At 60.2% G+C, this 22,501-nt stretch carries 20 protein-coding genes; all 20 read left to right on the top strand.

Going from position 1 to position 22,501, the window contains the following annotated elements; translation table 11 throughout:
* Positions 1–237, top strand: a 237-nt coding sequence (locus tag P1S46_05395) for a hypothetical protein (GenBank protein MDF1535923.1), incomplete at its 5' end; no start/stop codon positions are given.
* A gap of 62 nt (positions 238–299) precedes the next feature.
* Positions 300–560, top strand: coding sequence for an exodeoxyribonuclease VII small subunit (locus tag P1S46_05400; GenBank protein MDF1535924.1), 261 nt, complete (start codon positions 300–302; stop codon positions 558–560).
* On the top strand, positions 557–1,597 hold the full coding sequence (locus tag P1S46_05405) for a polyprenyl synthetase family protein (protein MDF1535925.1): 1,041 nt from the start codon (positions 557–559) through the stop codon (positions 1,595–1,597). Before P1S46_05400 ends, P1S46_05405 begins: the two co-directional genes overlap by 4 nt.
* A 2-nt stretch (positions 1,598–1,599) precedes the next feature.
* Positions 1,600–3,495, top strand: coding sequence for a 1-deoxy-D-xylulose-5-phosphate synthase (dxs, locus tag P1S46_05410; protein ID MDF1535926.1), 1,896 nt, complete (start codon positions 1,600–1,602; stop codon positions 3,493–3,495).
* Complete coding sequence (locus tag P1S46_05415; GenBank protein MDF1535927.1) at positions 3,482–4,228, top strand: TlyA family RNA methyltransferase; 747 nt, start codon at positions 3,482–3,484, stop codon at positions 4,226–4,228. The genes dxs and P1S46_05415 overlap by 14 nt, the downstream gene beginning before the upstream one ends.
* Positions 4,229–4,367: 139 nt before the next feature.
* Entirely contained in the window at positions 4,368–5,234 is an 867-nt protein-coding gene (locus P1S46_05420) for an NAD(+)/NADH kinase (GenBank protein ID MDF1535928.1), read from the top strand.
* 152 nt (positions 5,235–5,386) lie between these two features.
* A complete protein-coding gene (gene recN / locus P1S46_05425; GenBank protein ID MDF1535929.1) occupies positions 5,387–7,033 on the top strand; it encodes a DNA repair protein RecN in 1,647 nt (548 codons plus the stop codon).
* Positions 7,026–7,496 carry an N-acetyltransferase gene (locus P1S46_05430; GenBank protein ID MDF1535930.1) on the top strand — a complete coding sequence of 157 codons (471 nt, stop codon included), beginning with the start codon at positions 7,026–7,028 and terminating at the stop codon, positions 7,494–7,496. Before recN ends, P1S46_05430 begins: the two co-directional genes overlap by 8 nt.
* 6 nt (positions 7,497–7,502) lie before the next feature.
* A complete protein-coding gene (locus tag P1S46_05435) occupies positions 7,503–8,840 on the top strand; it encodes a TldD/PmbA family protein (protein MDF1535931.1) in 1,338 nt (445 codons plus the stop codon).
* Positions 8,841–9,059: 219 nt separating this feature from the next.
* Positions 9,060–9,971 carry a M23 family metallopeptidase gene (locus P1S46_05440; protein MDF1535932.1) on the top strand — a complete coding sequence of 304 codons (912 nt, stop codon included), beginning with the start codon at positions 9,060–9,062 and terminating at the stop codon, positions 9,969–9,971.
* Positions 9,972–10,380: 409 nt separating this feature from the next.
* On the top strand, positions 10,381–13,011 hold the full coding sequence (gene secA / locus P1S46_05445; GenBank protein ID MDF1535933.1) for a preprotein translocase subunit SecA: 2,631 nt from the start codon (positions 10,381–10,383) through the stop codon (positions 13,009–13,011).
* 135 nt (positions 13,012–13,146) lie between these two features.
* Entirely contained in the window at positions 13,147–14,886 is a 1,740-nt protein-coding gene (locus P1S46_05450; GenBank protein ID MDF1535934.1) for a response regulator, read from the top strand.
* A 157-nt stretch (positions 14,887–15,043) separates the two neighbouring features.
* Complete coding sequence (argJ, locus tag P1S46_05455) at positions 15,044–16,228, top strand: bifunctional glutamate N-acetyltransferase/amino-acid acetyltransferase ArgJ (protein MDF1535935.1); 1,185 nt, start codon at positions 15,044–15,046, stop codon at positions 16,226–16,228.
* 230 nt (positions 16,229–16,458) lie between these two features.
* On the top strand, positions 16,459–17,352 hold the full coding sequence (gene rpsB, locus P1S46_05460; GenBank protein ID MDF1535936.1) for a 30S ribosomal protein S2: 894 nt from the start codon (positions 16,459–16,461) through the stop codon (positions 17,350–17,352).
* Complete coding sequence (gene tsf, locus P1S46_05465; protein MDF1535937.1) at positions 17,349–17,966, top strand: translation elongation factor Ts; 618 nt, start codon at positions 17,349–17,351, stop codon at positions 17,964–17,966. The genes rpsB and tsf overlap by 4 nt, the downstream gene beginning before the upstream one ends.
* An 86-nt stretch (positions 17,967–18,052) precedes the next feature.
* Complete coding sequence (pyrH, locus tag P1S46_05470) at positions 18,053–18,778, top strand: UMP kinase (protein MDF1535938.1); 726 nt, start codon at positions 18,053–18,055, stop codon at positions 18,776–18,778.
* A gap of 5 nt (positions 18,779–18,783) precedes the next feature.
* Positions 18,784–19,341: a ribosome recycling factor gene (frr, locus tag P1S46_05475; protein ID MDF1535939.1), complete on the top strand. Its 558-nt coding sequence runs from the start codon at positions 18,784–18,786 to the stop codon at positions 19,339–19,341.
* 38 nt (positions 19,342–19,379) lie between these two features.
* Positions 19,380–20,111, top strand: a complete 732-nt coding sequence (locus P1S46_05480; GenBank protein ID MDF1535940.1) for an isoprenyl transferase — start codon at positions 19,380–19,382, stop codon at positions 20,109–20,111.
* Positions 20,108–20,914 (top strand): phosphatidate cytidylyltransferase, encoded by an 807-nt coding sequence (locus P1S46_05485; protein MDF1535941.1) that lies wholly within the window; start codon positions 20,108–20,110, stop codon positions 20,912–20,914. The genes P1S46_05480 and P1S46_05485 overlap by 4 nt, the downstream gene beginning before the upstream one ends.
* Positions 20,911–22,089 (top strand): 1-deoxy-D-xylulose-5-phosphate reductoisomerase, encoded by a 1,179-nt coding sequence (locus P1S46_05490; GenBank protein ID MDF1535942.1) that lies wholly within the window; start codon positions 20,911–20,913, stop codon positions 22,087–22,089. Before P1S46_05485 ends, P1S46_05490 begins: the two co-directional genes overlap by 4 nt.
* Positions 22,090–22,501 lie beyond the last annotated feature (412 nt).

Consider the following 22,501-nt stretch of genomic DNA (forward strand, 5'->3'; position numbering starts at 1 on the left):
AATGACTTACGGAGTGAGTCATTGATTTGGGCGCCCCGCGCGGGGCGCGTTGATGGACTTTTTGCGAGTCCATCAACAATAATTATGAAGGAGAAGAGTATTCTGAAGAAGTTCATCTGTCAAGAGATCCCCAAAATCTCCCAAAGACCGGCAACAGCGATTTTGGGACGTTTGCGTTGGATGTTTTTCATGGTATCGTTACTGCTTAACACTTCAGGGTTGAAGGCGGAAGCGTGAAAATGGCAACCTTTCATCCTCAATTCTCAATTCTCAATTAAATCTCTCCGCAGAGGTGACCATTGACTGCAGGCAGCAAGGATGGGAAGCGGTTCGAGAAAAAGCTCAGCGATCTCGAGGAGATCGTGGCCCGGCTCGAATCAGGCGACACGACCCTGGAAGATTCCCTGTCCCTTTTTGAAAAGGGGACGAAGCTCCTCAAGGATCTCACAGGGATCCTCGAGGAGGCCGAGCGAAAGGTTCAGATCCTCACAAAGGACGCTTCCGGGAACCTGGATATACAACACTTTGCCGGTGAAGACGAAGGGGAGCCGGAGGAGTGATCGACGAGACTTTCATGGACAAAAGGAAACAGGCTGTCGACGGGGCACTGGAATTTTTCATGCCGCCTGAGGGCACTCATCCCGCCCGACTGGTGGCGGCCATGCGTTACAGCCTGTTCGCCGGGGGCAAGAGGATAAGGCCCATTTTGACTTTGACGGCTTCCGAGGCGGCAGGCGGCAGGATGGAGGACGGCCTTGTGCCGGGCTGTGCCGTGGAGCTGGTGCACACCTATTCCCTCATCCACGATGATCTGCCGGCAATGGACAACGATGATTTCAGGCGGGGAAGCGCCACCTGCCACAAGGCGTTCGACGAGAGTACCGCGATCCTTGCGGGGGACGCGCTTCTCACCATGGCTTTCGATCTGCTGTCCACAGGAGAAATGAACGTGTCCGAGCACGTCAGGCTCCGGATGGTCCAGGAACTGTCCCGGGCAGCCGGATGGCGGGGCATGGTCGGCGGCCAGCAGGTGGACATGGACAGCGAGGGAATGATGGACTCGCAAAACGTCCATCAAGCAGATCACGCCGTGAGGCGGGAGCTGGGGTGGGGGTGGAACCAGGCGGATTCACTCCGCCTGGAGGGGGAGTCACGCCGGTGGCGTGATCGCGAAATGGCTCGAAGAGACTTTTTGCGAGGTTATCAGGGAACGGTGCCGGAACTCCCAGTGCTGGAGTATATCCACACCCACAAGACGGGGGCCTTGGTCCGCTGTTCGGTCATCCTGGGCGCACTCGCGGCCGGCGCGGGGGAAGAGGTTCTGCGGGCTTTCAATACCTATGGTGAAAAGGTAGGCCTGGCCTTCCAGGTCGTGGACGATATCCTGGACGTGATCGCGTCCACCGAGGAGATGGGCAAGGACCAGGGCAGCGACGCGGCCCGGGGAAAGATCACCTATCCGGCGATCTATGGTCTCGAAGGGGCCAGAGAAAGGGCATTCCAACTCATCGAGGACGCGAAGGCGGCCGTTGCCGATGTCGATCCCACCGGGCACCTCTCCGGGATCGCGGATTTTGTGCTCCTCAGGAGGCTTTAGATTTGGGTGACGTTATCAAGAGGGATTCGATCCTTCCGACCATAGATTCTCCAGCGGACCTGTGGGACCTGCCTGTCGTCGACCTGGAAGCGCTTGCCGGAGAGATCCGGACAGTGATCCTCGGGGTGGTTTCCAGAAACGGCGGTCACCTGGCGTCCAACCTGGGTGTCGTGGAACTCACCCTGGCGCTGCACAAGGTGTTCAGGATGCCCCTCGACAAGATCATCTGGGACGTCGGGCACCAGGCCTACACCCACAAGCTGGTCACCGGCCGACGCGACAGCTTTGATACATTACGCAAGAGGGGCGGGGTGAGCGGGTTCCCCAAGAGAGTGGAAAGCCCCTACGATGTGTTCGATGCCGGTCACAGCGGCACATCCATCTCGGCGGCTCTGGGGATCTCGGAAGGGATGCGTCATCAGGGAGAGGCCGGGAAGGTCGTCGCCGTCATCGGGGACGGCAGTATGACAGCCGGTATGGCGCTGGAAGGGCTCAACCAGGGCGGAGAGATAGGAAAGAACCTTGTGGTCGTTCTCAACGACAACGAGATGTCCATCGCTCCCAACGTGGGCGCCATGTCCTCCTACCTGTCCAGGACCCTCACCGGACATTTCGTGAACCGGGTCAAGAGGGAGACCGAAAGTTTTCTCAACAAGATCCCGAAACTGGGGGAACCTTTTCTCCAGGTGGCCCGGAGGGCGGAAGAGTCGTTCAAGCAGCTCATCTACCCCGGTATGCTGTTCGAGGAACTGGGGTATGAGTATATCGGTCCCATCAAGGGGCACCGGCTGGACCGTCTCATCGAAGCTTTCACCAACGCCCGGCGTATCGACGGCCCTGTGCTGGTCCACGTGGGGACCGAAAAAGGGAAAGGGTACGCTCTCTCGGAGACCAACCCTACCTCATTCCACGGGGTAGGGCCCTTTGACCTGGAGACGGGACAGCCCTGCGGAAAAGGTGGGCCGCCCTCCTACACGAGTGTCTTTTCCGGCGCCATTGTGGAGGCGGCGGAAAAGGACGGGAAGATCATCGCCATTACCGCCGCCATGCCGGAGGGAACCGGCCTGGACGAGTTCGCCAGGCGGTTCCCGGACCGTTTCTACGATGTCGGTATCGCCGAGCAGCACGGGGTGACCTTCGCGGCCGGCCTGGCCACCCGGGGCTACAGGCCGGTTGTGGCCATCTACAGCACTTTTCTCCAGCGGGCCTATGACCAGATCGTCCACGACGTCTGCCTCCAGGGGCTGCCGGTCATCTTCGCCATGGACCGCGGCGGCCTGGTGGGGGAGGACGGTCCGACCCATCACGGGACTTACGACCTGTCTTACCTGAGGCACATCCCCAACATGGTCGTCATGGCGCCAAGGGATGAGAACGCCCTTACCGACGCCCTCCAGACGGCCCTGTCCCTGGACGTTCCGTGCGCTTTCCGGTATCCGAGGGGGGCAGGGGAAGGGGTGCTTATCACCGAACCGGTGGTGTGGGATATCGGTAAGGGAGAACTGCTCCGTGAGGGGAGCGATGCCCTCCTCGTAGGCATCGGCTCCACCGTTCACCCGTGCCTGGCGGCAGCCGAAACCCTGGCTCGCGAAGGGATCGACACTGCGGTCATAGACGCCCGTTTCGTCAAGCCCCTCGACACCGATCTGATCTTCCAGTGGGGAAGGAAGTGCCGGGTGACCCTCACCGTGGAGGAGAACGTGCTCATGGGCGGTTTCGGTTCCGCTCTTCTGGAAGCGGCTGCCGATGCCGGTGAAAAGTTCCCTGTCCATCGAGTGGGGCTGCCGGATGCCTTCGTGGAACATGCCACCCTTGAGGAGCTTCGATCCGGGCTCGGTATCGATGCCGAGGGTATCCGCAGTGCTCTGAAGGGAGTGCTGTCCCGTGTCGGAGAGTAAACGGGCGGACCTCCTGCTGGTGGAACTCGGACTGGCTGAATCCAGGACCAGGGCCCAGGCCCTCATCCTGGCGGGAAGGGTTTACTCGGACCAGGTCAGGATCGAGAAGGCGGGAACACGTCTGGCCCCCGGGACGACCCTCACCGTTACCGAATCCCTGCCTTACGTCGGCAGGGGAGGGTTGAAGCTGGCAGCCGCACTGGACCGTTTCGGGGTCGATCCGCTGGATAAGGTATGCCTTGACGTGGGGGCTTCCACGGGAGGGTTCACAGACTGTCTTCTGCAACGCGGCGCCAGGAGGGTCTACGCCGTGGATGTGGGTTACGGTCAGCTTGACTGGAACCTGAGGAACGACCAGCGTGTCACCGTGATGGAGAGGACCAACTTCCGGAATGTCGACAAAGACGCCCTGCCCCACGACCTGGACCTCGCTGTCGTGGATGTTTCGTTCATCTCCCTCAGGCTCATCCTGCCGCGGCTCCGCGACTTTCTGGGAAAGGGAGCCGAGGCGGTTCTGCTGGTCAAACCCCAGTTCGAAGTTGGCAGGGGAAAGGTTGGCAAGGGGGGTATCGTGAGGGATGGCGATGTCCGGGAGGAGGCGTTGGAAGGGGTGCTCGAGGCGGCCGTCGCCCAACGGTTCGTCGTGGCCGGCCGCATGGAGTCGCCTGTCCGCGGCGCCGGCGGCAACGTGGAATACCTGGTGCATCTGAAGTGGAGCGGGGAAGAGGCGTAATGCTAGTATGGAAGTATGGGAGTATGGGAGTATGGGGGTATGGGGGTGACTGTGAAAATCACATGTTCATTTTGATCTCTCCGATACATCGATACGCCGATACACCGATACGATCGGTACACCTTAAAGGATGTGCTCCATGAACAACATCAAGAAGATCGGGATCGTGGTCAAGACGACCAGTCCCCATGCCGATCAGGTCATGGGGCAGCTGGTCCCCTGGCTCGTGGAAAGGGGGGTCTCGGTCCGCGTCCAGGGAGACTACCGGGAACTGGCGGGGCCCGCGGTGACCGCCGTCGACAGGGATCACATCCCGGATGGAGTGGACATGGTCCTGGTCCTGGGCGGCGACGGGACCCTGCTCTCGGTGGCCAGGCTCCTGGAAAAGAGCAACAAGCCCATCCTGGGGATCAACCTGGGTTCACTGGGGTTCCTCACCGAACTGGGCCTGGATGACCTGTACCCCTCCCTTGAAAAAGTCCTGATGGGACAGTACGAGATCGAAAAGCGGGTGCGCCTCGAAGCCCGGCTTAACCGTGGCGGTCAGATCATAGAAAAGTACCGGGTCCTTAACGACGTCGTGATCAACAAGGGGGCCCTCGCCAGGATCATCGATCTGGAGACGTTCGTCGATGGCCGTGAAGTGACGATCTACAAGGCCGACGGGCTCATCGTCTCCACACCGACAGGTTCAACGGCATACTCCCTGGCGGCCGGGGGGCCGATCATCGAACCCACCCTCGATGTCATCGTGGTGACTCCCATCTGTCCGCACACCCTGACCAACCGGCCCCTTGTCGTGCCTGGCGGGTCTGAAGTGGAACTCCACCTCCTGAGCGACTCGGGGAAGGTCTACATTACGCTGGACGGCCAGGAAGGGGTCAACCTCATGCAGGGAGACAGGGTCTTCATCAAGGCATCGGACCAGAAGGTCAACCTGGTCAGGACCGGCACCAAGAACTTTTACCAGGTGCTCAGCACGAAGCTGCACTGGGGTCACAGGTAATTGAGCTCTGCGGAGCTCAATTACCTGTGAGTTAACTGTGAACAGTTTACAGTTCACAGTCAGGACTGAAGGGAGCTTTGTTTTGAACCGAATCAGCGATGATGACGATCTTTTTTCTGTAAACCGTAAACTGTAAACCGTAAACTGCCGCTATGCTGGAATTCCTGTCCATCCGCGACTTTGCCATCATCGACGAAGTGGATCTCCCTTTCGAGCCGGGACTCACGGTGCTGACGGGGGAGACGGGCGCGGGGAAGTCGATCATCGTCGACGCCCTGCAGGTCGTCCTCGGAGAGAAAGTGGACACCTCCGTTGTCAGGACCGGTGCGACCTCGGCCAGGGTTGAAGCGGCTTTCAGTGCCGGAAACTGCCGGCTGCCCGAGGGGTTGGACATCCTGGAGGAGCAGGTCATCATGACCAGGGAGGTCCGCCGTGAAGGGCGGGGCCGGGCCACCGTCAACGGCTCAATGGTCACCATTCCCATCCTGCGTGAACTGGGCGACGGTATGGTGGACCTGCACGGTCAGCACGAGCACCAGTCACTGCTCAAAACCGCCCATCACCTCGATGCCCTCGATGCCTTCGCCGGTTCATGGCCCCAAAGGCACGAGGTTGCCGACGTCTTCGATGAACTTTCCGGGATCCGAAGGCAGATCCAGAACCTGGAGAAGGGGAGCCGGGAACGGCACGCGAGGAAGGACTACCTGCGTTTTGTGGTGGCAGAACTCACAGGCGCAGACCTTTCCTCCGGCGAGGAAATAACATTGATGGAGGAGGAACGCATCCTGGGTTCGGCGGAAAAGCTCCTTCACAACGCTTCCGATGCCCTGGAAAGCCTTTACCAGGGCGAAGGTTCCGCGGCTGACCGGACACGGACCGCTGCCGGTTCCCTGGGAGCCCTGGTGGCCACGGACGCCCGCCTGAGGGAGATCGTGGAACTCGTCGAGGCTGCCGGCACCCAGATCGAGGAAGCGGCCTACCTGCTCAGGGATTACACGTCGAGGGTCCAGACCGACCCTCACCGTCTCGAGGAGATCGGTGATCGTCTGGCGCTACTGCAGAACCTGAAGAAAAAATACGGACCGACCCTGGAAAAGGTCATGGAAACCCTGGCCGAGTCCCGACGGGAGCTGGACCAGATGGAAGAGGGTCAGTTCAATATGGAAGAGCTCCAGGAAAGGGAAAAGAGTCTGGAGGAACAGGCGAGCGACCAGGCCGGGAAGCTCAGCGTAAAGAGAGTTGGCGCCGCCGGGGACCTGGAAAAGCGGGTCGAGACGGAACTGGCCGACCTGGCCATGGAGAAGGTGCGCTTTTCGGTGGTTTTCGACGAGATCGAGATGGGTCAGACCGGTATCGACGATGTCGAGTTTCTCATTTCCTCCAACCCCGGTGAGCCGCTCATGCCCTTGAGGAAGATCGCCTCCGGTGGAGAGCTTTCCAGGATCATGCTGGCTCTCAAGAGGATCCTGGCCGGGGCAGGAGCTGTTCCAACCCTCGTGTTCGATGAAGTGGACGCGGGGATCGGCGGGAAGGTGGCCGCCATCCTTGGCCGCAAGTTGAGAGAGATCTCCGCTCACCACCAGGTTCTTTGTATCACGCATCTGGCGCCTGTGGCCGCCTGCGCCGATCAGCACATCAAGGTGGAGAAGATCCAGGATCAGGGGAGGACAGTGGTCAGGGCCAGGTACCTCGGCGAAGAGGAACGTGTGGCTGAACTGGCCCGGATGATGGGGGGGATAGAGGTGACTTCGGGGATCGAAAGATCAGCGAGGGAACTGCTGGAGGAAGCCCGTGGATAAGGCAGATTGGACGTTGCGAAAAGCCCGGATGGACGACATCCCCCGGATCCACAGCCTGGTGAACGAATTCGCTTCCCAGGGGGAGATGCTGGGGCGTTCCCGCAGTGAGCTTTACGAGGGATTGAGGGATTTCTTCGTGGTGGAGGAGGACGGGATCGTGCTCGGCTGTTCGGCCCTTCACATCAACTGGGAGGACCTTGCCGAGGTCAGGTCCCTGGCAGTGGTCCCTGAGCTTCAGGGCAAGGGCTTGGGCAAGGTGCTGGTCAAGGCGTGCGTGGACGAGGCCCGTGATCTGGGTGTCGCCCGGGTCTACGCCCTGACCTACCGGCCGGAGTTTTTCGAAAAACTCGGGTTCAAGAGGGTTGACAAGGATTCACTGCCCCACAAGGTCTGGGGAGATTGCCTGAAGTGCCCCCAGTTCCCCAACTGCGACGAGGATGCTGTCCTTATGGAGGTGATCTGATTGGCTGTGCCTGAGCTGGAAGAACTGGCCCGACAGATCGAGGAAACGGCCCGCAAGGCGGGCGCCGACGACGCTGAATGCCTCGTGCGCCGTGTGAGGTCTCTCAGGGTGGAGGTGAAAAACGGCGAGCCGGAAGGAGTCAGACGAGTGGACGAGACGTCGGCCGCCCTCAGGGTCATCGTCGAAGGGAAGGAAGGGTTCGCCTGCACCACGGCGCCCGGGGATGACGTCATCGGGATGCTGGCCAGGGATGCCCTGGACGGCGCGAAACTCCTGGAGCCCGCCGTGGAGAACCGTTTCTCCACGGTCGACACTCACCCCGGGCCGGTCACGGGGCTCATGGACGCAAAAGGAGCCGCTGCAACCTTCCGGGAGAAGGTGGAGATAGCGGCCGTTATCGAGGATGCCGTACTGCGGGCTGATCCAAGGATCCGGCAGGCCCATAAGCCTTCCTACCAGGAGGCCATGCGTCAGACGGCCATCGCCTCCGGGGCCCGCGTCTGGTCCTACGAGGATTCGGTTTACGCCATCTCTGTCCAATCCGTGGCCCGGGATTCAGAGGAGTCCCAGTCCGGATACGATTTCATGGCTTCCAGGAGGTCCGGCGACCTCGATCCGGTCAAGGTGGGGAAAGAGGCCGGCATGGAGGCCGTCGGGCTCCTGGGCGGAACCCCACCCCGAACGGGGACCTATCCGGCCGTTTTCCCCCCAAGGGTGGCCCTGGATCTTCTGGGTGCCCTTATCTCCTCCTTTTCGGCGGAGGAGATGCAAAAGGGGCGCTCCCGTCTCGCGGACCGTCGGGGCGATATCGTTTTTTCCAGGGAACTGACCATCATGGACGACGGGACGATGCCGTTCATGACCGGTTCCGTCCCCTTCGATGATGAGCGGGTCCCGGTGACGCCGCGCAAACTGGTGGACCAGGGAGTCATGACCGGTTGCCTCCATACCCTGAAGACCGCGGCGAAATGGTCGGAAAAACCCACCGGAAACGCCTTCAGGGCTTCCATGTCCAGCGCTCCGGCCCCCGGGTCTTCCAACCTGTTCATCCAGCCTGGACCGGTTCCCGTCACCGGTCTCCTTCCGTCCGGGCCGTCCGTCCGATTCAGCTCTCTTTTGGGCTCCCACACCGTGGACCGGGTGTCCGGGGATTTCTCCCTGGGTGCGGCAGGGTTCATCCTGCAGGACGGCCAGCCGGTCAAGCCGTTCAGGAACGGCACCGTGAGCGGCAACCTGTTCGACCTGATGCTCTCGCTGGCGGCTGTGGGTGACGACCTGAAGTTCTACGGCTCCATGGGGTCACCTTCACTTCTTTTCGAGTCGGTCATTGTCACGGGAAACTGACTGCCGCCGTGACCACGGGGGTTGTCGGAAGGTGCGGTCGCGGACGGGGAACGAGGTCCGGAAGGGGAGCTTTACCCGAAATCCACCGATGGGGACCGAATTTTACCCATCGCGGATTTCGGGTGGCATCTTGCATTTGGTCGTCGATTATGTTAGTTTTTTCGGGATTTTATTGATAATAATGGTGGCGAACCTGCTTCCAGGGGGAGAGTTTGTGAAGTGACAACTAAAAAATTTACCATCATGATCCTGCCCGATGAGACCACGCGGGTCCGGAAATACAGGCTTCCCAAGATGGTTGTCCGTGGGGGGCTGGCCGTCCTTGCGCTGCTCGTAGTCGGACTCGGGTACCTGGTCACCGATTACATCGGCGTCAAAAAGATGGTGACGGAACTGGAAAGGCTGCGAATGGAAGCTCGCCAGCAGCGCCAGCAGCTTGTCACCTTCGCCAAGTCCATCGACGACTTCCAGGTCGAGATGGGCAGGCTGCGGCAGTTCGACATGAAGCTGAGGGTCATGGCCGATCTGGACGGCGTTGTATATCCGGAGCAGATCATGGGTATCGGTGGGGAAAACCCGGATCCGTTCAACCCCCTGGAAGCGGAGCTCTCCTTCCAGGACCAGACCATGATCAACAGCATGAGCAAGGGACTCGACAAGCTCCAGACCGAGGTGAGCATCCAGGAACGAAGTTTCCAGGAACTGGTCGAATACCTCGAAGACCAGAAATCCCTTCTCTCCTCCACGCCGTCCATCTGGCCTGTCAAGGGGTGGCTGACCTCGACCTTCGGTTACCGCACATCTCCTTTCACAGGCCGCAGGGAACTGCACAAGGGGCTCGACATCGCCACACGGAGCAATACCCCCATCATATCCCCGGCTGACGGACTCGTGGTCTTTGCCGGCCGCGAGGGCGGTTTCGGCAACATGATCATCGTCGACCACGGTTACGGGATCATGACGCGGTACGGGCACTGTTCGAGCCTGGAAGCCAAGTTGGGTGACAAGGTCAAGAGGGGAGATGTCGTCGCCCGGGTCGGGAGCACCGGACGCAGCACCGGCCCGCACCTGCATTACGAGGTCGCCGTCAACGGGGTCGCGATCAACCCCAACAGGTACATCCTCAACTGAGTTGAATCCGGTTAACTGGAAATCCACATCGGCCCCGGAGGTTAAAACCGGGGCCGATTTTTATTTGTAATATTGATGGACTCGCAAAGCTTTTCCCTTTCCGTGGAGCGAAAAGTCCCGGATTGGACTTTTTGCGACCCTATCTGTTGAAGTTCACAGGTTTTCAACCGGCGGCACCGGTGCTATTCTATTCGATTAGAACACAGAACAGATTAGCCTTCGCACCTCTCATAAATCACCTTCGTTGAAGCTTCCCATGTCAGAATCTTCGGCGGACAGGGAACACAGATCACAGAAGGAAATACAATGACATACCATCTGGAATTTGGAATCTGGCATTCGATCCCGCCAGGGCGGGACTCATGGCCCCGAGCTTGTCGAGGGGGAATTTGAAATTGGAACTCTCATTATGATCAGCCTTGTAGCCAAAAAACTCTTCGGCACCAGGAACGACAGGGAACTCAAGAGGATCCAGCCCGTCGTGGCAAGGGTCAACGAGCTGGAAGCAGGCGTCCTGGCCCTTGACGACACGGCCCTGAAATCTGCCACAGGCCGTTTCAGGGAGCGGCTCGACAAGGGAGAGCCGCTGGATGACCTCCTGCCCGAGGCGTTCGCGGTGGTAAGGGAAACGTCGCGAAGACTGCTGAAAATGAGGCACTTCGACGCCCAGATCGTCGGTGGGGTCTTCCTCCACGAGGGAACCATCGCCGAGATGAAGACGGGTGAGGGCAAGACCCTTGTCGCGACCCTGCCCGTTTACCTCAACGCCCTTACGGGAAGGGGCGTGCACGTGGTGACGGTCAACGATTACCTTGCCGGCCGGGACGCCGAGTGGATGGGGACCATCTACCGGTCCCTCGGGCTTGATGTGGGGGTCATACAGAACGCCATGGGAGACCTGGAAAGGCAGCACGCCTACGGCTGTCATGTCACCTACGGCACCAACAACGAGTTCGGTTTCGATTACCTGAGAGACAACATGAAGTTTTCCCTGGAGGATTATGTCCAGAGGGAGCTGCACTATGCCATCGTCGACGAGGTGGACAGCATTCTCATCGACGAGGCGCGAACCCCCCTCATCATCTCGGGGCAGGCAGAGGATTCCACCGACAAGTACTACACCATCGACGCCATCATCCCCCGGCTCAAGGCGGAGCTTCACTATACGAAGGACGAAAAGGCACGAAGCGTCATGCTCACGGAAGAGGGTGTCGAACGGGTCGAAAAGCTCCTGGGTGTTGAAAACCTTTACGATCCGGGCAATATCGAGATCAACCATCACGTCCAGCAGGGGTTGAAGGCCCATGGCCTTTTCAAAAGGGACGTCGACTACGTGGTCAAGGACAATCAGGTCATCATCGTGGACGAGTTCACCGGCCGCCTCATGCCCGGCCGCCGCTACTCGGATGGGCTCCACCAGGCCCTGGAGGCCAAGGAAGGGGTCCGCATCGAGAGTGAGAACCAGACCCTGGCCTCCATCACCTTCCAGAACTACTTCCGGATGTACGAAAAGCTGGCGGGGATGACCGGCACCGCCGATACGGAAGCCGCCGAGTTCAAGAAGACCTACAACCTCGATGTGTTGGTGATCCCCACCAACATGCCCATGATCCGCCATGATCACCCCGACCTCATCTATCGGACGGCCAGGGAAAAGGTCAACGCGGTGGTAGAGGAGATCGCTGATTGCCACCACCGGGGTCAGCCGGTACTGGTGGGTACGACCTCCATCGAAAGCTCGGAGCTGCTGTCCCGGATGCTCAAGCGGGAAGGGATCCCCCATCACGTCCTCAATGCCAAACACCACGAGAGGGAAGCCGAGATCGTGGCCCAGGCGGGCAGGTTCGGAGCGGTCACCATCGCCACCAACATGGCCGGCAGGGGTACCGACATCGTGCTGGGCGGCAACCCGGCCTTCCTGGCGAGGAGCCGGGTCAAGGACGATGGATCACCCGAGTACCAGGCGGTGCTGGGGGAGATGCAGAAGCTTTGTGCCGATGAAAGGGCGGGGGTTCTCGAGGCGGGGGGGCTGCACATCCTGGCCACAGAGAGGCACGAGAGCCGCCGTATCGACAACCAGCTCCGGGGACGGTCCGGTCGTCAGGGCGATCCTGGAAGTTCGAGGTTCTACCTCAGCCTCGAGGACGACCTCATGCGGATCTTCGGATCCGAGCGTATCTCCGGTCTCATGGAGAAGCTCGGCATGACCGAGGGGCAGGAGATCGAGAACAGGATGGTGACCAAGGCCATCGAGAATGCCCAGAAGCGGGTGGAGGGACACAACTTCGATATCCGGAAGCACCTTCTCGAGTACGACGACGTCATGAACATGCAGCGCAAGTCGGTCTACGAGCAGCGCCGGGAGATCCTGGGCGCCGAGGATATCTCTGACTGGATCGACGGGATGGCAGCGGAGACAGTCGCGGAGATCGTGACGACCCATCTCGATTCGGGTGCGCACCATGAGGAGTGGGATCTCGACGGCCTGAAGGAACGGTTTTTTACCCTGTTCGGCGTAAAGGTTTCAACGGAGGGTTTCGGTAATGTGGAGGAAGCCGAGTCTTCCATCCTCGAGGAAGTCCGGGCCATCTTCAGGCGGAAGGTGGAGGAATTTGGTGCTGAAACGTTCCGAAAACTTGAAAAGATCATCTTCCTCCAGATCCTCGACAGCCAGTGGAAAGACCACCTTTACGGGATGGATCAGCTGCGGGAGGGGATCGGCCTGAGGGGGTACGGACAGAGGGACCCCCTTTCGGAGTACAAGATCGAAGGGTTCAGCATGTTCGAGGACATGATGAACAGGGTCAGCGAGGATACCTTAAGGACCCTCGCCCTGGTTCAGATAGCCCATAACGAGCCCCTTCCCGAGAGGAGGCCGCAGCGTTTCTCCATGGGTCGCGGTCCCATGGCCGGCGGTCAGGCCGAGGGGCCACAGCCGGTACGCCGGACCGTGAAGAGGGAGTCCCCCAAGGTCGGGCGCAACGAACCGTGCCCGTGCGGGTCGGGCAGGAAGTACAAGAAGTGCTGCGGAGCAGGGTAAGGGATTGTGAATACGTGGAGCGTGCGTGCGTGAACGCGAAAGATCTAGCGCGATAACGCCTTACGCACATACGCACACACGTTCATTGACCTTGAACCTGGAACCTGGAACCTGAGCGAAGCGAAGCGAGCGAGCATGACAAAGAGTTTAGCGAAAGGACATGTCCCGAAGGTCCTGGTCGTGGACGACGACAGGTTCTTCCTGCGCCAGATGGTGGACATCCTCACAGGGGGCGGGTTCGATGTCGAGGGGGTCACCGGCGGTGTGGAGGCCCTCGAAAGCCTCCGGGATGGGCAGTTCGATGTCCTCGTTACCGACATCGTGATGAAGGACATGTCCGGGATCGACCTGCTCCGCGAGGTGCGCAGGGAAGACCACCTCACCCCTGTGATCTGTGTCAGCAGTGTGCGTTCATTCGACAACGTTGTGGATATGATCCGCAACGGGGCATCCGATTTCCTTTCCAAGCCCTTCGATCCAGGTCAGCTCGTTTCCACCGTGAAGAGTGCCTTCGCCGACTACGAGGTCGCCCTCGAAAAGGAACAGATCGTCGCACGTTCCGACAAGTGGAGCAGGGAACTCCTGACACTCCGGCAGCTGGGAGAGGCATCCAGCAAGGAGATGCTCCAGTCCCTGTTCAAACGCACCATAGAGGCGGTGTCAGACACGCTCCAGGTGGAGACAGCCTCCCTTATGCTCATGGAAGGAGATCACCTCCGGCTGGTGGAGGCCCTGGGCCTTCCCGAGGAGGTCATCGGAAAGGCCACCGTTCCCCTCGGCAAAGGGATATCGGGGTACGTGGCCGAGACTGGGAAACCGCTTCTCATCAACGACATCAACAAGCACGAGAAGTTCAGGCCGTCGAAGTTCAAGGCCCAGTACTCGACCCAGTCGGCCCTTTGTGTGCCCCTTTCGAGGGGGGAGCGTGTTCTCGGGGTCCTCAACGCCAACAACAAGATCAGCGGAGAGGCGTTCACCGGGTCGGACAGGGACCTGCTGGTGACCATGGCGTCCCAGGTGGCCATGTCCATAGACAACGCACGGCTCTTCGCGGGGCTCGAGGAAAAGGCCGAGGCATTGGAACGGGCTCACGAGGAACTCGTACGCCTCGACAAGGACAAGACCGAACTGATCCTCAATATTTCCCATGAGCTCAAGACCCCCCTCACCTCCATCATCGGTTTCGCCAGCCTGATACCGACCCTGGAACTGACCGGGGAAACGGAAAGCCTCATGCAGTTCCTGGGGTTCCTGGAAAATTCCGCTTCCCATCTGAACTACCTCGTGGAAAGGATCCTGGAGCTTTTCAGGCTGGAGGCGGGCAGGGTGCCGACACAGCTGGAGGCATCCGCTGTGGCGCCCGGTGTCGGCGCCGCCCTGCAGAAACTCACCAGTATGCTTGGCGGCCGCAGGACGGTCATGGACATGAGCGGTCTGGAGGATGTGCTGTTCCTTCGCGACAGCAGGCTGTTCACCAGGGCCATGGAACTGGTCCTGGAGAACGCGGTGAAGTTCTCCGGGACAGAGACTTCCATTGAGATCGGGGGCCGGTGGCATGAGGTATGTCCGGAGGTCCCGCGGTATGCATTGGGGAATGATCCCCTGAAGGTTCCGACAGGCATGGCAGGGTGGGTCCAGCTCACGGTGCGTGATCACGGCAAAGGTATGAGAGAAAAGGACATCCCCCTCATTTTCGAGAAGTTCAAACAGCTGGGGGATATCATGACCGAAAAGCCGGAGGGGATCGGCCTGGGGCTTTCCATCGCCCGGGCGATCATGGAAAGGCACTATGGATCCCTCTGGGCCGATCTGGCCCCGGAAGGGGGAACGAGGCTTCACTTCCTCTTCGCGGGCGTAAGGAAGATGACCTCGTAATAAGTCATCGACTGATAGGGTCGCAAAAGTCCGTGTGGGACTTTTGCGATATTCCAGTAATCTCCGTGAGGAAGGCGAAAACCACGCTTTTCGCCTTCCGTTGAGCGGAAAGTCCCGGATTGGACTTTCCGCGACCCTATATAGAAAGGACCGGACGATGAAGCTTGAAGTCCCTGGTTTTAAGGCAGCGGCCGTTGCGGCCGACATACGGGGCAAGGGCGACGGGCGTCTGGATCTCGGCCTCGTGTTCGCCGGGGACGGCGCTTCGGTCGCAGCTGTTTTCACCACCAACGCGGTCGCGGCCCCTCCCGTGGCCATCTGCCGTGAAAGGGTGGCAGACGGGACGGCACGGGCTATCCTGGTCAACAGCGGGAACGCGAACTGCATGACCCTGTCTCAGGGGAGGGAGGACGCGCTGAAGCTGTCAGGCCGTATCGCCGGGCTGCTGGGTGTTTCCGAGGACGATGTCCTGCCCTGTTCCACCGGGGTTATCGGCCAGAGGCTGCCGGTCGGCAGGATGATCGATGCGCTCGAACCGCTGGTGGACGGTCTCTCCCCGGACGGAATCGGGTCCTTTTCCATGGCCATCCTCACCACCGACACCGGACCCAAGAGATCGTCCCGGGAGATCTCCCTGGACGGCGGGACGGTCCGGGTCGTCGGGGTCGCCAAGGGCGCCGGCATGATCGCCCCCGACATGGCTACGATGCTGTGCTACATCCTAACCGACGGGGCCGTCGATCCCGGCAACCTGAGGGATATCCTCGTCCCGGCGGTGGACAGGAGTTTCAACGCCATCACCATCGACGGGGACATGAGTACCAACGACACGGTGATCCTCATGGCTTCCGGAAAGGGCCCTGAAGTCAGAGAGGCTTCCGACCTGAAGCTTTTTGCCGAAGCAGTGAGCCAGGTTTGCGAGGAACTGGCCGACATGATCGTGGCCGACGGCGAGGGCGCGACGAAAGTAGTGACAGTCAGGGTCTCCGGCGCCGTGCATGATGATGACGCGCGGCGGGCGGCCCGGTCCATCGCCGAGTCGCTGCTGGTCAAAACGGCCCTTGCCGCCGCCGACCCCAACTGGGGCCGGATCGCCGCCGCGGCCGGTTATTCAGGCGCCGTGATCAACCCCGGCCGGATCGCCCTTTCCATCGGAGACGTGACGGTCCTGGAGGATGGAGAGATCCTTGGCGGATACGATGAGTCGGAAGCCGTCAAGGTGATGAAACGGGACCGGTACGGGATCGGGATCACCATCGGTGACGGCCCGGGGACGGCGACGATCAAGACGTGTGATCTTACGGAGGAATACGTTCGCATCAACTGTGAATACAGGACGTGATGCGAACGTGATCCGGTTAACAGAAAAACGGGAAGCCCTTAACACAGGAAGCCTTTAACAAAGTCTAAGCATTGCTTGCTCTCTCCGGCTTTTTCTGTTACCTAAAACTGTTTGACCATTACGCACGCCCCGGGTCCCGGGGGGGGTGCCTGCCATCGCATGAGGCTGCGGCGGGTATCCCCGGGAATCGAAGGGGCGGAGGAAAAAAACCGTTCAAGGAGGAAGAGGAAATGGCAGTGATCACCATGAAACAGCTGCTGGAGGCCGGCGTCCATTTCGGCCACCAGACCCGCCGCTGGAACCCGAAGATGAAAAAGTACATCTTCGGTGCCCGGAACGGCATCTACATCATCGATCTGCAGAAGACCCTGAGGCAGTTCAAGGAGTCCTACAGGTTCATCCGGGAGCTGTCGGCCGGCGGGGGCAAGATCATGTTTGTAGGTACCAAGAAACAGGCACAGGAAGCCATCTTCGAGGAGGCCCAGCGGTGCGGCATGCCCTACGTGAACCACAGGTGGCTCGGCGGCATGATGACCAACTTCGCCACCATCAAGAAAAGCGTCGGCCGGCTCAAGAAATACGAGACAATGGAAGTGGAACAGAACTGGGGCGGGCTCACCAAGAAGGAGATCCTGAACCTGACCAAGGAAAAGGAAAAGCTCTCCATGTTCCTCGAGGGGATAAAAGACATGGGCAAGCTCCCCGAGGCGATGTTCGTGATCGATCCCAAGCGTGAGGAGATCGCCGTCAAGGAGGCCCGCAAGCTCGGCATCCCTGTCATCGCCGTAGTGGACACCAACTGTGATCCTGACATGGTCGACCACGTTATCCCGGGTAACGACGACGCTATCCGGGCCATCCGCCTGTTTGCCTCCAAGGTCGCTGATGCCGTGATCGAGGGCCAGCAGCTGGTGGGTGCGGGTGAAGTGGGAATGGTCGAGGCTCCCGCAGGTGAGGAGCAACCCGCTCCCGTAGCGCCTGAAACGGCTGTTGAAGCTCCGGCCCCCGAGGAGGCTGTTGTAGACCAGGCCGTACCCGTGGAGACGGCTCCCGCCCGGAAAGTGACTGAGGAACCAGTTCGGGATGAGGCTGAGGTAAAGGAAAATGAGGAGGAGAAGGCATGAGCATCAGCGCATCTTTGGTCAAGGAGTTGAGGGAGAAGACCGGTGCCGGTTTCATGGATTGCAAGGAAGCCCTGAAGGAGTGTGACGGCGATTCGGATAAGGCGGTGGATTACCTGCGCAAGAAAGGCCTCTCAGCAGCCTCGAAGAGAGCCGGTCGCGCCGCCAGCGAAGGGGTCGTCGGTTCCTATATCCACATGGGCGGCAAGATCGGTGTCATCGTCGAGGTGAACTGCGAGACTGATTTTGTGGCCCGGACGGACGATTTCCAGGAGCTGGTGGCCGATATCGCCATGCAGGTTGCCGCTGCGCGCCCCCTTTATGTGCGCCGCGACGAAGTGACTGCCGTTCATCTCGAGAAGGAGAGGGAGATCTACAAGGCCCAGGCTCTCGAATCGGGCAAGCCCGAAAAAGTTGTGGACAAGATCGTTGAGGGCAAGGTGGAGAAGTACTTCCAGGAGATCTGCCTTGAGGAACAGGAGTTTATCCGGGAGAAAGGCACCAGGATCCTGGATCACGTCAAATCGGTGGCCGGAAAGCTGGGTGAGAACGTCCGGATCAACCGTTTTGCCCGGTTCGAGGTGGGTGAGGGGCAGGAGAAAGCTCCTGCCTGCTAACGCTGAGCATAGCGCTAAGAGATAAGAGCCAGGTTCTCCTTTTCATTCATAGTTGCCGGTACCTGGTTCTAACCTCCGGGGGTTTCATGGGTAAATCACCCAGGTACAAACGTATCCTCCTCAAGATCAGCGGCGAGGCCCTGTTAGGGACCGAGCCCTTCGGTCTTGACATGGAGACGGTCAACGTTATCGCCTCGGAGGTCGCCGAGATCCATGCGCTGGGTGTCGAAGTCGCGGTCGTCATCGGGGGAGGGAACATCTTCCGGGGCGCGCGCAACAGCGGCACTGCCATCGAGAGGGCCACCGGTGATTACATGGGCATGCTTGCCACCGTGATCAACGCCCTGGCCGTCCAGAGCACTCTCGAAAAATCGGGCATGCCGACCCGGGTCCAGTCAGCTATTTCCATGAGCCAGGTGGCCGAACCGTACATTCGCAGAAAGGCGATCAGGCACCTCGAAAAGGGCCGGATCGTCATCTTCGCGGCGGGTACGGGCAACCCCTTTTTCACTACCGATACGGCCGCGGCCTTGAGGGCCATGGAGATCGGCGCCGACGTCCTCATGAAGGCCACCCGGGTGGACGGTGTTTATACCGACGACCCCGAGACCAACCCGAAAGCGGAGAAGTTCGATGAGCTGACCTACCGGGAGGTCATGGATCGGGGGCTGAAGGTGATGGACGCTACGGCGATCGCCCTGTGCATGGACAATAATATGTCCATCATGGTATTCAACCTCAACAACCGGGGTAACATGGTGAGGGCCGTCATGGGGGAAAAGGTGGGGACGGTCGTAACCGGGGAGGTGTAGTGGAAATGCTGTCGGAACTCTACCAGGAAACCGAAAAAAAGATGGCAAAGACCATCGAATCCCTGGGAAGGGAGCTGGGCACCATCCGCACGGGACGGGCGTCCCTTTCGATCTTCGAGGGGATCACGGTGGAGTACTACGGTTCCCAGTCCCCCCTCAACCAGGTCGCCACACTTTCGATCCCCGAGAGCCGGCTCATCGTCATACAGCCCTGGGATCCCTCGGTCATCAAGGATATCGAGAAGGCCATCATGCGTTCGGATCTGGGCCTGACGCCCAACAACGACGGAAAGGTCATAAGGCTCCCCATCCCTCAACTCACGGAGGAGAGGCGGATCCAGCTGGTCAAGGTCGTCAAGAGGAACGGTGAGGACGCCAAGATCGCCATCCGCAACTGCCGGCGGGACTCCATCTCCGACGCCAAGGATTTCGAGAAGGAGAAGGCCATCTCCGAGGACGACCTTCACCGGGCCCAGGAAGAGATCCAGTCCATCACCGACCGATTTATCGAGAAGGTGGACGAACTCATCGAGAAGAAAGAGAAAGAGGTTCTCGAGGTCTGAGTTCGTGCCCCACCTGCCCACAGACCAGGGCGGTTTCAGTGAACCAGGATCATCCTCGCCACATTGCCATTATCATGGACGGCAACGGGAGGTGGGCTGCCCAGCGCGGTCTTCCCCGTATAGCGGGCCACCGGGCGGGCGTCAGCACCGTACGCCGCGTGGTGGAGGAGTGCGCCCGGCTGCGGATCCCCTACCTGACCCTGTTCGCCTTTTCCACGGAGAACTGGCGGCGCCCGGAAGAAGAGGTGGGCGCTCTCATGGTCCTTCTCGAGCAGTACCTCAAGAGGGAACTTGCTAATCTCATGAAGAACAACGTGCGGCTCAACACCATCGGCCGCCTGAACGACCTTCCGGAGAACGTGCGGCGGACCCTCGAGGACGTGACCGCGAGATCCTCCGCCAACACCGGCCTGACCCTTACCCTGGCCTTGAGTTACAGCGGCAGGGACGATATCGTCCAGGCCGTGCGCCGGATCGCCATGGATGTCAGCGACGGCACCCTGGATCCGGGGGCCATCGATCACGACGGGTTTTCCTCCCGCCTCGATACTCACGATATGCCCGACCCCGACCTGCTTATCCGTACCAGTGGTGAGATGCGCATCAGCAACTTTCTCCTGTGGGAGATCGCCTACACGGAATTTTACGTGACCCAAAAGCTCTGGCCGGATTTCGGTGACGAAGATCTGCACGAAGCCCTGGATGAGTACAAAAGGCGTGAACGCCGGTTCGGGATGACATCCGACCAGGTCGGACCGGAGAGCCGATGAAAAGGGTTGTATCAGCCGTGATCCTGGGGGGAGCCTTTGTCGCCCTGTTGCTGGCTGCCCCGAGGGCCCCTGGCGCCGCAGGCGTGGCAGTGGCTGTTCTCATCGCGGCCCACGAGATGGCCGCCCTCCTGGAAAGGGCGGGGGCGAGCCTTCCCCGGGTTCCTGCCGTCGCTGCCGGCAGCCTTGTTCTTGCCGGCGCCTGGGCGGCCGGAGTTGCAGGCATGTCGGCTGGACTTGCCGTCGGTCTCGGGATCATCTTCGCCTCTGAGGTACTCACAGGGACAAGCAAGGGGTCGGTGACCAGGGTGTCGGGAGGGTTTCTCCTGATCCTGCTGCCCGTCTGGTCCCTGGCTCACCTGATCCTCTACCTGGAAAGTGAGACCACACGCCGGAGCCTCCTCTTCCTGCTACTTTGCGTCTGGGTATGTGATTCGGCGGCTTTCTATGTCGGATCCACCATGGGGAAACACAAGCTGGCACCCGGTATCAGCCCCAACAAGACCGTCGAGGGATCGGTTGCAGGCGTTCTGGGTTCCGTGGCGGCCGCCCTGCTGATGAGGGCCGTATCCCTGGTGACATGGCCTGTAGCCTTTGTTCTTTTCGCCGGTGCCGTGATCGCCGTCCTTGCCCAACTGGGCGACCTTGCTGAATCCATGATCAAGAGGGATGCAGGTGTCAAGGATTCCGGGAACCTGATCCCTGGTCACGGTGGGGTTCTCGACCGCGTCGACGCCCTCCTTTTCACGGTTCCGGTCTTCTATTACGCCCTTCTCCTGTTGAGAGGTCTTGGGGGCGGGGGATGAGCGGGACTCGGAGGATCAGCATCCTTGGCAGTACGGGATCGATAGGCCGCAACACCCTCGACATCGTTTCCCGTCACCGGGACACCTTCCCGGTGACCGCCCTGGCGTCCCGGTTCGACTGGAAGGGGATCGTCGAGCAGGCCCTGCGGTTCGATCCCTCTTTCGTGGCGCTTTTCGATGAAGGGGCTGCCGACAAGGCGCGGGAGGCTCTCCGGCCCCGCGGGATCGCGGTCCTTTCGGGGATCGACGGCGTCCTGGAGGCAGCGGCCTCAGAAAAGGCTGACATCGTCGTGTCGGCCATCGTGGGAGCAGCCGGGATCATGCCCACCTTCGCAGCCGTGCAGGCGGGGAAGGTGGTAGCCCTGGCCAACAAGGAGGCCCTGGTGGCCGCCGGGCGGGTGATCATGGCCGAGGCCGAGCGCGCAGGTTCAACGATCATACCGGTGGACAGTGAGCACTCCGCCGTGTTCCAGGCCCTCATGGGACAGGAGCGAAGTTCTGTGAGAAGGGTGCTGCTCACCGCATCGGGAGGCCCCTTTTTCGGGAAGAGCCCCGGGTTCCTCGCCCGGGTCACGCCTGAAATGGCCCTCGATCACCCGAGATGGAAGATGGGCCCCAAGGTGACCATCGATTCCGCCACCATGATGAACAAGGGCCTCGAAGTCATCGAAGCGAGGTGGATCTTTGATATCCCCGCCGACCGCATCGAGGTTCTCATCCATCCCCAGAGTGTCGTACACAGCATCGTGGAGTACCGGGATGGTTCCATGCTGGCCCAGATGGGTGTAACCGACATGAGGATCCCCATTGCCTTCGCCCTGAGCTACCCCCGGCGCCTCGATCTGGGACTCGAGCCTCTGGACCTGGCGAAGATCAGGTCCCTCGAGTTTCACACGCCGGATCCGGAGATGTTCCCGTGCCTCGGCCTTGCCTACGAGGCCCTCGGAAGAGAAAACGGGGCTCCCGCCGTGATGAACGCGGCCAACGAGATCGCCGTGGAGGCCTTTCTGAACGGGGACCTGCCCTTTGCCGATATTCCCGGGGTGGTCCGGGCGGTCATGGATGACCCGCCCCCGTTCGATCCCGACACCCTTTCCGGCATCCTGAAGGGCGATCAGGCGGCGCGGGTAAAAGCAAGGGAATCTGTCTCACACAGCTTGTCACGCCGTAGCTGAAAGTGGAGGCGGAAGTCACGGAGAACACAGAGAAATAAGCTTGTCATTGGGAGTTCAAATAAGTCATCTTCGACAATCTTCCACTCCCTTGAGGGCCCCTCGATCCCGCCAACAGCGGGACTCGGGGTCATGAGCCTGTCGAAGGAGAGGGGATTGAGGGAAGGGTGAAAGGAACCTGCCGGGCGAAGCAATCTCAGGCCTTTTAGCGCAAAAGCCCGGATTCCACCGCGCACCTTGCGCTTCGCACAGCGAAATATGTAGAAAGAACAACGGACAATGAGGGAAGAACAAAGTGCGATGAGCCAAGTGCAGGGTCTTTCTTCGCGCTTCGAACTTTGACAGGGTCGCAAAAAGTCCAATCCGGGACTTTTTGCTCAACGGAAAGGGAAAAGCGTCGTTTTCCCTTTCCTCA

The organism is bacterium, assembly GCA_029210545.1.
GTDB lineage: Bacteria > BMS3Abin14 > BMS3Abin14 > BMS3Abin14 > BMS3Abin14 > JARGFV01.

What these genes read in the sequence shown, in the direction of transcription:
- P1S46_05450 (MDF1535934.1), top strand. Translation starts at nt 13,147, where the DNA reads ATGACAAAGAGTTTAGCGAAAGGACATGTCCCGAAGGTCCTGGTCGTG.
- pyrH (MDF1535938.1), top strand. Translation starts at nt 18,053, where the DNA reads ATGGGTAAATCACCCAGGTACAAACGTATCCTCCTCAAGATCAGCGGC.
- rpsB (MDF1535936.1), top strand. Translation starts at nt 16,459, where the DNA reads ATGGCAGTGATCACCATGAAACAGCTGCTGGAGGCCGGCGTCCATTTC.
- P1S46_05490 (MDF1535942.1), top strand. Translation starts at nt 20,911, where the DNA reads ATGAGCGGGACTCGGAGGATCAGCATCCTTGGCAGTACGGGATCGATA.
- tsf (MDF1535937.1), top strand. Translation starts at nt 17,349, where the DNA reads ATGAGCATCAGCGCATCTTTGGTCAAGGAGTTGAGGGAGAAGACCGGT.
- P1S46_05485 (MDF1535941.1), top strand. Translation starts at nt 20,108, where the DNA reads ATGAAAAGGGTTGTATCAGCCGTGATCCTGGGGGGAGCCTTTGTCGCC.
- argJ (MDF1535935.1), top strand. Translation starts at nt 15,044, where the DNA reads ATGAAGCTTGAAGTCCCTGGTTTTAAGGCAGCGGCCGTTGCGGCCGAC.
- recN (MDF1535929.1), top strand. Translation starts at nt 5,387, where the DNA reads ATGCTGGAATTCCTGTCCATCCGCGACTTTGCCATCATCGACGAAGTG.
- P1S46_05420 (MDF1535928.1), top strand. Translation starts at nt 4,368, where the DNA reads ATGAACAACATCAAGAAGATCGGGATCGTGGTCAAGACGACCAGTCCC.
- secA (MDF1535933.1), top strand. Translation starts at nt 10,381, where the DNA reads ATGATCAGCCTTGTAGCCAAAAAACTCTTCGGCACCAGGAACGACAGG.
- frr (MDF1535939.1), top strand. Translation starts at nt 18,784, where the DNA reads ATGCTGTCGGAACTCTACCAGGAAACCGAAAAAAAGATGGCAAAGACC.